The organism is Geodermatophilus sp. URMC 60, from assembly GCF_053502585.1.
This window is the reverse complement of the sequence record NZ_CP199958.1, coordinates 2,567,017-2,578,754: the sequence shown is the minus strand read 5'-3', so window position 1 is coordinate 2,578,754 and position 11,738 is coordinate 2,567,017. Positions and strand designations below refer to the sequence as shown.

Genomic DNA, 11,738 nt, shown 5'->3' with positions numbered 1-11,738 from the left:
CCTGGACGGGCCGCCCGGCACGGGGGCCACTTCCGGCCGGCCATCCTGCTCAGCCGACCGTGCGGACCAGCCGGCGCAGCTCCGCCACCACCACGCACGCCCGGCCCAGGACGTCGTCGCGGGCGGACGCCGCCTGCTCCCGAACCGCGGTGAAGCGGGCCAGCGCGGCCGCGTGCCGGCCCGCGAAGACCTCCGCGTCACCGTCGGCGTCGCGCAGCAGCGCCGCCACGAGGGCCCACCGCAGCTGGTCGACCTCGTCCCGCAGGGCCGCGCGGGCGGCGACGACCCAGTGCGAGGTGCCGGCCTGCTCGGCGGTCCAGGCGTGCACCCGCGGCAGCGCCAGCAGCCCCTCGACGGCGGCGTCGGCCTCGACCACCCGGCCGACGGCGACCCCCGCGGTCCGGGCGACGCCGGCCAGGTCGACGAGGTCGGCCTGGCACGCGAGGACGGCCACCCGTGCGGCCGGCTCCGGACCCGCGCCCGCGGCGGTCAGCTCGACCTGCAGCGCGCGGGCACGGTCACCCGCAGCACCGGGCCCGGCCAGCCACGTGGCCGGGTCGAGCTCGGTCAGGACGGCGGCGAGGGCGGGCGCCGCCGCGGTGAGCGCCGCGGGGTCGCGGTGCACCGCCAGCAGCCGGTCGGCCGCGCGCTCGGTGGCCGCCTGCAGCTCGGGCAGCGCCAGCCGCTCCACCGCCAGCGGCACCCCCTCACCGACGAGGCCGTCCACCAGCGCCCACAGCGGGTCGAGGTCGAGCACCCGGGTGGCCACCGTGTAGGCACGGACCGCCACCGGCGTGGGGACGCCGTGGCGCTCCTCCAGGCGCAGCAGGAAGCCCGGGCCCACCCGGTTGACCAGGTCGTTGGCCAGCTGGGTGGCCGTGATCTCCCGGGCCAGCGGGTGACCGGCCACCCGGTCGGGCCAGCGCTCGCGCACCGCCCAGCGCCGGCCGGGGCGCCCCCGCGTCCGGGTCCCCGCCGGCGAGCTGTGCTGCGGTCCTGGTCCAGGCTCGTCGTCCGGGTGAGCAGCTCGGCGAGGTGGTCGGCCGCCGAGGCGGCGGCCGTGGGGTCGGCGGCGTCCGGGTCGTGCCGGGCGGCGAAGTGCTCCAGCAGCGCGCGGGCGAACTCCGGCGCCGCGAGCACCGTCTCCTCCACGTAGCCGCGGGAGAGCCCCAGCCCGACCTGGGCGAGGTAGCGGCAGGCAGCGCGGAGGACGGCGACGTCGCGGACCGGCAGGCTGGCGCCGACGGTCAGGCGGGAGAGCCCGTCGAGCTCGGTCTCCCCGGCCCAGGCCGCGGCCAGGGCCTGCTCCAGGCGGGGCAGGGCCGTCGCCGGCGCCGTGCCCGGCGGCAGGAGCAGCTCCAGCCGGGTGGCCGGCGCGCCGTCGTCCCCGGGGACGGCAGCGGCGTCGGCCACCCGTACCCCAGCCGGTCGAAGACCGGCACCACGTCGGCCAGCAGCGGCCGGGCGGCCGGCCAGGTGACCAGGCCGCCCACCCGGTCGCTCCGGGCGGGGCCCTCGGGACGCAGGGTCAGCCGACGGGCACCGGCTGCCGGGGCGCTCACTTCCCGGCGTGCGCGTCGAAGACGGCGTCGAGGACGTCGAGCGCCTCGGTGAGCAGGTCCTGCCCGATGACCAGCGGGGGCAGGAAGCGCAGCACGTTGCTGTGCGTGCCCGCGGTCAGGGTGATGACGCCCTCGGCGTGGCAGGCCTTGGAGATGGCGTTGGTCAGCGCCGGGTCGGGGACGTCCGTGCCCGGCTCGACGAGCTCGACGGCGAGCATGGCGCCGCGGCCGCGGACGTCGCCGACCACGTCGGTGCGCTGCTGCAGCGCGCGCAGCCGCGGCAGCATGGTGGCCTCGATACCGCGCGCGGCGGCGTTGAGGTCCAGCTCCCGCATCGTGCGGATGCTGGCCAGCGCGGCGGCACACGACACCGGGTTGCCGCCGTAGGTGCCGCCCAGGCCGCCGGTGTGGACGGCGTCCATCAGCTCGGCGCGGCCGGTGACCCCGGCCAGCGGCATGCCGCCGGCGATGCCCTTGGCGGTGGTGACCAGGTCGGGGACGACGCCCTCGTGCTCCGAGGCGAACCACGCGCCGGTGCGGCAGAAGCCGGTCTGCACCTCGTCGGCGATGAATACCGCGCCCGAGCGGCGGCACCAGTCGGCCAGGGCCGGCAGGAAGCCCGGCGCCGGGACGACGAAGCCGCCCTCGCCCTGGATCGGCTCGATGAGCACCGCGGCCACGTTGGCGGCGCCGATCTGCGTCTCGATCAGGTCGAACGCCCGCGCGGCGGCCTGCTCGCCGGTCATCCCCGGCTCGTCGCGGTAGGGGTAGGACATCGGCACCCGGTAGACCTCGCCGGCGAACGGCCCGAAACCGTGCTTGTACGGCATGTTCTTCGCCGTCAGGGCCATCGTGAGATTGGTGCGGCCGTGGTAGGCGTGGTCGAAGACGACGACGGCCGAGCGGCCGGTGGCCACCCGGGCCACCTTGACCGCGTTCTCCACGGCCTCGGCGCCGGAGTTGAACAGCGCCGTGCGCTTCTCGTGGTCGCCGGGGGTGAGCCGGTCGAGCTCCTCGGCGACGGCGACGTAGCCCTCGTAGGGCCCGATCATGAAGCAGGTGTGGGTGAAGGCGGCGACCTGCGCCTGGACGGCGGCCACGACCTCGGGCGCCGCGTGGCCGATGTTGGTGACGGCGATGCCCGAGCCCAGGTCGATGAAGGAGTTGCCGTCGACGTCGACCACCACACCGCCCGCGGCGCGCTCGACGTAGACCGGCAGCACGCTGCCCACGGCGGAGGTGACCGCGGCGGCCCGGCGGGCGGCCAGCTCGCGCGAGCGGGGGCCGGGCAGCTCGGTGACCAGGCGCCGCTCCTGGGCGACGGAGTGGGGGCCGGTGAGCACGTCGGTCATCACTGTCTCCTCGTGGGGCCGGCCTCCCCCGACGGGGGAGGTCCTCGTGCCCAGGGTCCGTGGCGCCCGTCTCCGCCGGTACCTTCCGGACCGGCACTCCCGGGGCGTCCGGGTGTCCAGTTCGTCGAGAGGTCAGCCCGTGCCGGTCACCGTCGCGACCCTGCTCGGCACCGCGTCGCTCGGGCTCGAGGTGCACACCCGCAGCGCGCCGGTCGACCGTGCCGTCTCCTGGGTGCACGTCAGCGAGCTCGCCGACCCCACGCCGTTCCTCGAGGGCGGCGAGCTGCTGCTGACCACCGGCCTGGCACTGGCCCCGGAGACGACCGGCGAGTACGTCCGCCGGCTGGCCGCGGCCGGCGTGGTCGGCCTCGGCCTGGGCACCGGCCTCAGCCACGCGGAGGTGCCCGCCGAGCTGGTGGCCGCGGCCGACGAGCACGGGGTCGCCGTGCTGGAGGTGCCCCGGCAGACGCCGTTCATCGCCCTCTCGCGGGCGGTCTCCAGCGCGCTGGCCGCCGAGGAGTACGCGGCGGTCACCCGGACGTCGACGGTGCAGCGGGAGCTGACCCGCGCCGCGGTCGCCCCCGGCGCCCCGGGCGCGGTCGTCGACCGGCTGGCCCGGCACCTCGGTGGCTGGGCGCTGCTCGTCGACGCCGCCGGGACGCCACTGGAGGCCGCGCCGCCCTCCGCACGGGGACGTGCCGGCAGCCTGGCGGCGGCGGTCGACCGGCTGCGGACGGCGCGGCCCCCGGCCGGCGCGGCGCTCACCCAGCCCGGCGAGACGGTGCTGCTGCAGTCGCTGGGCACCGGCGCGCGGGTCCGCGGCTTCCTCGCCGTCGGGCGGCCGGGGCCGTTCCCCGCGGGCGACCGGCACGTGGTCAACGCCGCCGCGCTGCTGCTCACCCTGCGGCTGGAGCAGTCCCGCGCGCTCGACAGCGGCACCGCGGCGCTGCGGGCGGCGATCCTGCAGCTGCTGCTCGCCGGGCAGGTCGCCGCGGCCGGGCCGGTCGTGGCCGCGCTGGGCGAGCGGCTGCCGGCCGAACCGGTGCTGGCGCTGGCCGTGCTGGGAACGGCCGAGCAGCGGGCCGCCGCCGTGGACGTGGCCGCCGACGAGGCCGCCCACGTCGGCGAGCCGCTGCTGTCGGCCGAGCTCGACGACGCCCTCGTCGTCCTGGTGTCGGCCGACGGTCCGCTGGCCGGGCGGCTGGCCGTCCTGCCCGAGCGGGTGCCCGGCGCCGTCCTCGGGACCGCGCCACCGGTGACGTGGGACCGGCTCGCCGACGGAGTGCGCCAGGCCCGGCAGGCGGCCGGGCACGGCCGGGTCGCCGGAGCGCCGGTCACCGCCTTCGCCGACCTCGGCGGCCGGGGCCTGTCCGCCCTGCTCGACCGCGAGGCCACCGCCGCCTTCGCCGAGGCCGCGCTCGCGCCGCTCGTCGCCGCCGACCGGGCCGGCCCCGGCGACCTGGTCGAGTCGCTGCGGATCTGGCTGGCCGCCCACGGGCAGTGGGAGCCGGCCGCGGCGCGCCTGGGGGTCCACCGTCACACGCTGCGCAAGCGGATCCGGCGGGCCGGCGAGCTGCTGGGCCGCGACCTGGACTCCCCCGGTGCCCGGGCCGAGCTCTGGTTGGCACTGCACCCGCCCTCGTCCTGAGGAATCCGTCGTCGTCCGGCTCCGAGGCTGGACAGATCGACCGTCCCCGGTGACCATTGCCGCCGGATCAGCGGTCTCGGGAACGCCGAGACACCCGATGAGAGGACCCCCGGTGAGCGAGAAGCTCGAGCTGCGCAACTTCGTCGGCGGGGAGCACGTCGACGCCACCGACGGCCGCCGGATGGACCTGGTGGACCCGGCCAGCGGCCAGGTGTTCGCCTCGGCCCCGGTGTCGGCGGCCGAGGACGTCGACCGCGCCTACACCGCGGCGGCCGGCGCCTTCCCGGGCTGGCGGGACGCCACCCCCGCGGAGCGCTCCCTGGCGCTGTTGCGCATCGCCGACGCCATCGAGGCGCACGCCGAGGAGCTGGTGGCGCTGGAGAGCCGCAACACCGGCAAGCCGCTCGGGCTGACCGCGAGCGAGGAGATCCCGCCGATGGTCGACCAGATCCGGTTCTTCGCCGGAGCCGCCCGCAACCTCGAGGGCAGGGCGGCCGCGGAGTACCTGGCCGGGCACACGTCCTGGATCCGGCGCGAGCCCATCGGGGTGATCGGGCAGGTCACGCCGTGGAACTACCCGATGATGATGGCGGTCTGGAAGTTCGCGCCCGCGATCGCGGCCGGCAACACCGTCGTCCTCAAGCCCAGCGACACCACCCCGGCGACGACGCTGCGGATGGCCGAGCTCGCCGCGGAGTTCCTCCCGCCGGGTGTCCTCAACGTCGTCTGCGGCGACCGGGACACCGGCCGGGCGCTGGTGGAGCACAGGACGCCGCAGATGGTCTCGATCACCGGGTCGGTGCGCGCGGGCATGGCGGTGGCCGAGTCGGCCGCGCGCGACGTCAAGCGGGTCCACCTGGAGCTGGGCGGCAAGGCGCCGGTCGTCGTCTTCGACGACGCCGACCTCGAGGCCGCCGCCGAGGCGATCGCGGTGGCCGGCTACTTCAACGCCGGGCAGGACTGCACCGCCGCCACCCGCGTGCTGGCCGGTCCGGGCATCCACGACGACTTCGTCGCGGCGCTGACCGAGCAGGCGAGGAACACCCGGACGACGTACCAGGGCGGCGCCGGGGACGAGGACGCGCTCGTGCCGCCGGTGAACAACGCCAACCAGCTCGCGCACGTCACCGGCTTCCTCGACCGCGCGCCCGACCACGCCGAGATCACCGCCGGTGGCCGCCGGCTGGGCGACCGCGGCTTCTTCGTCGAGCCGACCGTCGTGGCGGGGCTGCGGCAGGACGACGAACTGGTGCAGAGGGAGGTCTTCGGCCCGGTCATCACCGTGCAGCGGTTCTCCGACGAGGAGCAGGCCCTCGCCTGGGCGAACGGGGTGGAGTACGGGCTGGCCTCCAGCGTCTGGACGCGGGACTTCGGCCGGGCCATGCGGATGAGCCGGGCACTGGACTTCGGCTGCGTCTGGATCAACACGCACATCCCGCTGGTCGCCGAGATGCCGCACGGCGGGTTCAAGCACTCCGGCTACGGCAAGGACCTGTCGATGTACGGGTTCGAGGACTACACCCGCGTCAAGCACGTCATGGCCAACCTCGACAGCTGAGCCGGCACGGCGCGGCCCCGGTGGGAGTCCCCACCGGGGCTGCGCCGCTCCCGGCGTCCACCTCGACGCCCCCAGCACCCCGGCGAGTTGATCATGGGGTCGTTGCCGGCGACACGCGCTGGCACACCGCCCGATCCTGCGACGACCCCATGATCAACTGCCCCTGGCCGCGGTGTCGCCCGGTAGGACGACGGCGTGCTCAGACGTCGATGCCGGTGAGCACGAGGACGCGTTCCTCGGTGAGGTCCTCCATCGCCGCGTGCACGCCCTCGCGACCAGTGCCGGAGTCCTTCACGCCGCCGTAGGGCATCTGGTCGGCGCGGAAGCTCGGGACGTCGCCGACCACCACTCCCCCGACGTCGAGCACGGAGGCCGCGCGGAAGGCCACCTGCAGGTCGCGGGTGAAGACGCCGGCCTGCAGGCCGAAGCGGCTCTCGTTGACCCGCGCGAAGGCCTCGTCGACGGAGTCCACGGTGTCCAGGACGACGACCGGCCCGAACACCTCCTCGCGGGACACCTTCGCGTCGGCCGGGACGTCGGCGAGGACGGTGGGCGCGTAGGTGGCCCCGTCGCGGGTGCCGCCGGTGAGCACGCGGGCGCCCGCGGCCACCGCGTCGGCGACCCAGCTCTCCACCCGCCGGGCGGCCTGCTCGTCGATGAGCGGCCCGACGTCGGTCGCCGGGTCGGTCGGGACCCCGGTCACCAGCTTCTCCACCGCCTCCACCACGCGGGCGGTCAGCGCGTCGGCGACCGCGCGGTGGGCGAACACCCGCTGCACCGAGATGCAGGACTGCCCGGCCTGGTACATCGCGAAGGTCGCGATCCGGGAGGCCGCCCAGTCCAGCGCCGCGTCGTCCTGGTCGGGCGCGACGACGGCCGCCGCGTTGCCGCCGAGCTCGAGGGTGACGTGCTTGCGCGGCGCCGACTCGCGGATCGACCAGCCGACCGGCACCGACCCGGTGAAGGAGACGACCGGCAGCCGGGGGTCCTGCACCAGATCTGCTGCGACCTCGTTGGGCACCGGCAGCACCGACCAGGCGCCGGCCGGCAGGTCGGTCCCGGCGAGGACCTCACCGAGCAGCAGCGCGGTCAGCGGCGTCGCGGGCGCGGGCTTGACGACGATCGGCGCCCCGGCCGCGATCGCGGGCGCCACCTTGTGGGCGACCAGGTTGAGCGGGAAGTTGAACGGCGCGATGCCCAGCACCGGGCCGCGCGGCACGCGCCGCACCAGCGCCATCCGCCCGGTGGCGGCCGGGTCGGTGTCCAGCCGCTGCAGGCTGCCCGACCAGCGCCGCGCCTCCTCCGCGCCCCAGCGGAAGGTCGACACGGCGCGGGCGACCTCCAGGCGGGCCCACTTGAGCGGCTTGCCGGACTCCGCCGTGATCAGCGCGGCGACCTCCTCGCTGCGCTCGGCCAGCCGGCGGGACACGTGGTCGAGAGCGGCCGCCCGCGCGTGGGCGGGCAGCGCGGCGCAGGCGGCGCGCGCGCGGGAAGCGGCCGACACCGCGGCCTCGACGTCCTCGGCGGTGGCGTTCGTCGTCCGGCCGGCCTCGGCACCGTCGAACGGCGAGCGCACCTCGACGACGTCGGAGCCGGTCCGGGGCTCCCCGGCGACCCAGTAGGGGGTGGTCATGCGTCCTCCTCGGGACGTGGGCGGTGTCGACGCCGAATCTGCGAGATCCTGCGGCTCCCGGGCCAGTGCCGGTCCGTCCACCCGGAGGGGTTCGGGCGCACCGACCTGGCACGCCGGCCGCCTCTCCGCCGTGAGCCGCGGGGACTCGCAGGGACGTCGTCCGGAACAGCCACGGCCGACGCCGGGACGAGCGCGGTCGGGCGCTGCGCCGGTCGCTGGCGGGCTGACCCCGGGTTACGGTCCGCGGGTGGCCGACCTCTCCCGCACCGCCCGCGTCGACGTCCTGGTCGAGGGCTACGCCCGCCTCCCGCACGTGGCGGGGACGGTGAGCCTGGTGCGCGATGCCGGGCGGGTGGTGCTCGTCGACCCCGGCATGGTGGCCGACCGGGAGTTGATCCTGCGGCCGCTGCGGGAGCTCGGCGTCGCGCCCGAGGACGTCACCGACGTCGTGCTCAGCCACCACCACCTCGACCACACGCTGAACGTGGCGCTGTTCCCGGTGGTGCCGGTGCACGACTTCCAGTCGGTCATCGAGGGAGACGTGTTCACCCGGCGGCCCGCCGACGGGGTCGAGCTCACGCCGTCGGTCCGGCTGCTGGCCACCCCCGGGCACACCCCGCAGGACGTCACGACGCTGGTGGGCACGGCCGACGACGTCGTCGCGCTCACCCACCTGTGGTGGACCGGCGAGGGCCCGGCCGACGACCCCTACTCCCCCGACCGCGACGAGTTGCGGCGCCAGCGGGAGCGGGTGCTCGAGCTCGCCACGCTCGTCGTCCCCGGCCACGGCGCGCCCTTCCGTCCCGGAGAGGCCACCCCGCGCTGAACCGCCCGCCGCGGGAGACCGTGGCACGCGGTCAGGCCGCGCGCCGCTCCCGCGGCAGCCAGGCGAACGGGTCGCCGTCCCCCGGCAGGTGCTCGAGGGCGGTCCAGCCGGCGTAGCCGGCGTCCTCGAGCCGGCGCAGGCGCCGCACGAGGTCGAGCTCCCCGCTTCCCGGCGCACCGCGACCGGGTGCGTCGGCGACCTGCACGTGCGCGGCCCGGGGGCCGTGGACGGCGACCACCCGGTCGAGGTCCTCGCCGTTGACCGCGAGGTGGTGGAGGTCGAGCAGCAGGCCGAGCGCGTCCACCCCGGTCCCCGCCGCCACCCGGTCGACGACGGCGAGCGCGTCCTCCGCCGTCCGCAGCGGATACCGGGGGGCGGCGCTGAGCGGCTCGAGGAGCACGGTGCCGCCGATCCGCGCCGTCGCCCGCCCGCGAGCGCCCGGGAGGCCGAGTGGCGCGACGCGGTCGCCGCCACGGTCGGCATCGGCGAGCGGCTGGGCGTGCGGCTGTACAACGCGCTGTACGGCAACCGGCCCAGCGCCGGGCTCCCCTCAGCCCCGCCCGAGGAAGGGCATGCCGGTGGCCAGCATCGTGGTGAACGGGACGCTGACCTCGAGCGGCAGCCGGGCCATCTGCACCACCGCGTCGGCGACGTGCGCCGGGTCGAACGTGGGCTCCGGCCGGACGGAGCCGTCGGCCTGCCGAGCCCCGTGCGCGATCCCGGCGGTCATCTCGGTGGCGGCGTTGCCGATGTCGATCTGCCCGCAGACGATCCGGTGCACGCGGCCGTCGAGCGCGATCGCCTTGGTCAGGCCGGTGACGGCGTGCTTGGTGGCGGTGTAGGCGACGCTGCCCGGCCGGGGCACGTGGGCGGAGATCGAGCCGTTGTTGACGATCCGCCCGCCCGGTGGGTCCTGCGCCTTCATCAGCCGGACGGCGGCGCGGGCGCAGAGGAAGACGCCGGTGACGTTGACGTCGACCGTCGCCCGCCAGTCGGCGACCGCGATCTCGTCCACCTCGCCCGCTGGACCGAAGGTGCCGGCGTTGTTGACCAGCAGGTCCAGCCGGCCCCAGGTGTCCCGGACGGCGTCGAAGGCCGCGTCCACCTGCGACTCGTCGGCGACGTCGGTGGGCAGCACGAGGACGCCGTCCCCGCCCCCGGCCGTCTCCTCCAGCGACGGCCGGGTGCGCCCCAGCAGCGCCACGGACCAGCCGTCGGCCCGCAGCGCCCGGGCGACGGCGCGGCCGAGTCCGGAGCCGGCGCCGGTCACCACCGCGGTGCGGCGGTCGGCGGTCACGACCGGCACCGCACAGCGGCCCGGGCTGCGGAGCGGGGGCTGGCGAGGGCGTCCACGGGCCCATCGTGGTCCGCGATGCGTGCCGACACCAACCGCGCCGGCGCGGACCGGGCACCCCCGAGCCGACCGCGGCTCCTCGACGTTCCGGCGACCCGGCTCCGTGCGGGTCGCCGGAACGTCCCCTTCTGCTCCCCTGTCCGGCACGGGACCCTCTGCGCACCCGGAGGACGCCGCCGCGAGGAGCCGCCGTCGTGACCCCTGCAGCCCACCGCAACGGCGGCGCGGCCGTCGTCGAGACGCTCGCCGCCCACGGGGTCGACACGGTGTTCGGCATCCCCGGCACCCACAACCTGGAGCTGTACCGGCACTTCGGCGCGGCCGGGATCCGCCCGGTCACCCCCCGCCACGAGCAGGGCGCCGGCTACGCCGCCGAGGCGTACGCCCGGGTCTCGGGCCGGCCGGGCGTCGTGGTGACCACCAGCGGCCCGGGACTCACCAACGCGATGACCGCCGCGGCCACCGCACACGCCGAGTCGCAGCCCGTGCTCCTCCTCTCCCCCGGCGTGCCCACCGGCACCGAGGGCGCGGACCTCGGCCTGCTGCACGAGGTCAAGGGCGCCAGCGGCGCGATGCAGCGGCTGGTGCGGTGGAGCCGGCGGGTCCGCAGCGCCGACGAGGCCGCCGAGGCGGTCACCGATGCCCTCGCCTCCTTCTCCGGAGGACGGCCACGGCCGGTCCACGTCGAGGTCCCGGTCGACGTGCTGGAGCAGGCCTGGACCGGGACCGCGCGCACCGCCGAGCCGGCGCCCGCGCCCACGCCGGACCCGGACGCCGTCCGCCGCGCCGCCGAGCTGCTCGCCGCCGCCCAGCGCCCGCTCGTGGTGGCCGGGGGTGGGGCCGTGGACGCCGCCGCCGGGCTGACCGCCCTGGCCGAGGCGCTGGGCGCGCCGGTCGCCACGACCGTGAACGGCAAGGGCGTCGTCGCCGAGGACCACCCGCTGTCGGTGGGAGCGTCGGTGCGCCTGCGCGCCCTGCAGCAGGAGGCCGCGGCCTGCGACGTCCTGCTCGTCGTCGGCAGCGAGCTCGGCGACTCCGACCTGTGGGAGGGGCGGATCAGCGCGCGGGCCGTCGTGCGGGTGGACGTCGAGGCCGGCCAGCTGCACAAGAACTGCCCGGCCACGGTCGCCGTGCACGCCGATGCGGCGCAGGCGGTGCGGGCCCTCGGCGCCGCGCTGCCCGCCCGCACCCGCGACGGCGCCCGCCGCGCCGGGGACCTGCGCGCGGCCTGCCGTGCGGAAGCCCGCGCCGACGCCGGGATCAACGAGGCGGTCAACGCCGCCGTCCGGGCCGCGCTGCCCGCCGACGCGGTGCTGGCCGGGGACAGCTCCCAGGTCACCTACTTCGGCTCGGTGCACTTCTTCGACCTGCCCGCGCCGCGCCGGTTCTGCTACACCCCCGGCTACGCCACGCTCGGCTACGGCCTGCCCGCGGCGGTCGGCGCCTCGCTCGCCCGGCCCGGACACCCGGTCGCCGTGCTGCTCGGCGACGGCGCGCTGATGTTCTCGCTGCAGGAGCTCGCCACCCTCACCGAGCTGGGGCTGCCCGTCCCGGTGGTCGTCGTCGACAACGGCGGCTACCGCGAGATCCGCGACGAGCAGGCCGCCCGCGGGATCCCGCCCACCGCGGTGGACCTGCCGACCCCCGACCTCGCGGCGATCGCCACGGCGATGGGCGCGCACGGTGCGCGCACCGCCGACCCGGGCGCACTCACCGACCTGGTCTCCGGCGCCCTGTCGGCCGACCGCCCGACCCTCGTCCACCTGGACGTCCGCCAGTGACCCGCACACCCGGAGGAGCAGGAA

At 76.8% G+C, this 11,738-nt stretch carries 9 protein-coding genes and 1 pseudogene; 4 read left to right on the top strand and 6 right to left on the bottom strand.

The window, feature by feature from the left end:
* Window positions 1–49 precede the first annotated feature (49 nt).
* The 3 genes and pseudogenes from ACWIX3_RS12370 to gabT form a co-directional block, all read right to left on the bottom strand.
* Window positions 50–934, bottom strand: coding sequence for a hypothetical protein (locus ACWIX3_RS12370; protein WP_448612362.1), 885 nt, complete (start codon window positions 932–934; stop codon window positions 50–52).
* A gap of 203 nt (window positions 935–1,137) precedes the next feature.
* Window positions 1,138–1,413 (bottom strand): annotated as a pseudogene (locus tag ACWIX3_RS12365) (hypothetical protein); the annotation flags it as partial.
* 145 nt (window positions 1,414–1,558) lie between these two features.
* Complete coding sequence (gene gabT, locus ACWIX3_RS12360) at window positions 1,559–2,914, bottom strand: 4-aminobutyrate--2-oxoglutarate transaminase (RefSeq protein WP_448612361.1); 1,356 nt, start codon at window positions 2,912–2,914, stop codon at window positions 1,559–1,561.
* 139 nt (window positions 2,915–3,053) lie between these two features.
* Here gabT and ACWIX3_RS12355 point away from each other — a divergent pair, with 139 nt between their 5' ends.
* Both ACWIX3_RS12355 and ACWIX3_RS12350 read left to right on the top strand, forming a co-directional pair.
* Entirely contained in the window at window positions 3,054–4,562 is a 1,509-nt protein-coding gene (locus ACWIX3_RS12355) for a PucR family transcriptional regulator ligand-binding domain-containing protein (protein WP_448612360.1), read from the top strand.
* A gap of 112 nt (window positions 4,563–4,674) precedes the next feature.
* Entirely contained in the window at window positions 4,675–6,120 is a 1,446-nt protein-coding gene (locus tag ACWIX3_RS12350; RefSeq protein WP_448612359.1) for a gamma-aminobutyraldehyde dehydrogenase, read from the top strand.
* A 199-nt stretch (window positions 6,121–6,319) separates the two neighbouring features.
* Here the strand turns inward: ACWIX3_RS12350 and ACWIX3_RS12345 are convergent, their stop codons facing one another.
* Window positions 6,320–7,753, bottom strand: a complete 1,434-nt coding sequence (locus ACWIX3_RS12345) for an aldehyde dehydrogenase family protein (RefSeq protein WP_448612358.1) — start codon at window positions 7,751–7,753, stop codon at window positions 6,320–6,322.
* A gap of 247 nt (window positions 7,754–8,000) precedes the next feature.
* Here ACWIX3_RS12345 and ACWIX3_RS12340 point away from each other — a divergent pair, with 247 nt between their 5' ends.
* Window positions 8,001–8,579, top strand: a complete 579-nt coding sequence (locus ACWIX3_RS12340; RefSeq protein WP_448612357.1) for an MBL fold metallo-hydrolase — start codon at window positions 8,001–8,003, stop codon at window positions 8,577–8,579.
* A 31-nt stretch (window positions 8,580–8,610) separates the two neighbouring features.
* Here the strand turns inward: ACWIX3_RS12340 and ACWIX3_RS12335 are convergent, their stop codons facing one another.
* Together ACWIX3_RS12335 and ACWIX3_RS12330 are read right to left on the bottom strand one after the other, a co-directional pair.
* Complete coding sequence (locus ACWIX3_RS12335) at window positions 8,611–8,991, bottom strand: TIM barrel protein (protein ID WP_448612466.1); 381 nt, start codon at window positions 8,989–8,991, stop codon at window positions 8,611–8,613.
* Window positions 8,992–9,129: 138 nt separating this feature from the next.
* Window positions 9,130–9,876: an SDR family oxidoreductase gene (locus tag ACWIX3_RS12330; RefSeq protein WP_448612356.1), complete on the bottom strand. Its 747-nt coding sequence runs from the start codon at window positions 9,874–9,876 to the stop codon at window positions 9,130–9,132.
* A 251-nt stretch (window positions 9,877–10,127) separates the two neighbouring features.
* On the opposite strand from ACWIX3_RS12330, the gene ACWIX3_RS12325 reads away from it, so the two are divergent.
* Window positions 10,128–11,714: a thiamine pyrophosphate-binding protein gene (locus tag ACWIX3_RS12325; RefSeq protein WP_448612355.1), complete on the top strand. Its 1,587-nt coding sequence runs from the start codon at window positions 10,128–10,130 to the stop codon at window positions 11,712–11,714.
* The last annotated feature ends 24 nt before the right edge of the window (window positions 11,715–11,738 follow it).

Excerpts from the sequence above, each read along its gene's own strand:
- ACWIX3_RS12345 (WP_448612358.1), bottom strand. The coding sequence starts at position 7,753 with ATGACCACCCCCTACTGGGTCGCCGGGGAGCCCCGGACCGGCTCCGAC.
- gabT (WP_448612361.1), bottom strand. The coding sequence starts at position 2,914 with ATGACCGACGTGCTCACCGGCCCCCACTCCGTCGCCCAGGAGCGGCGC.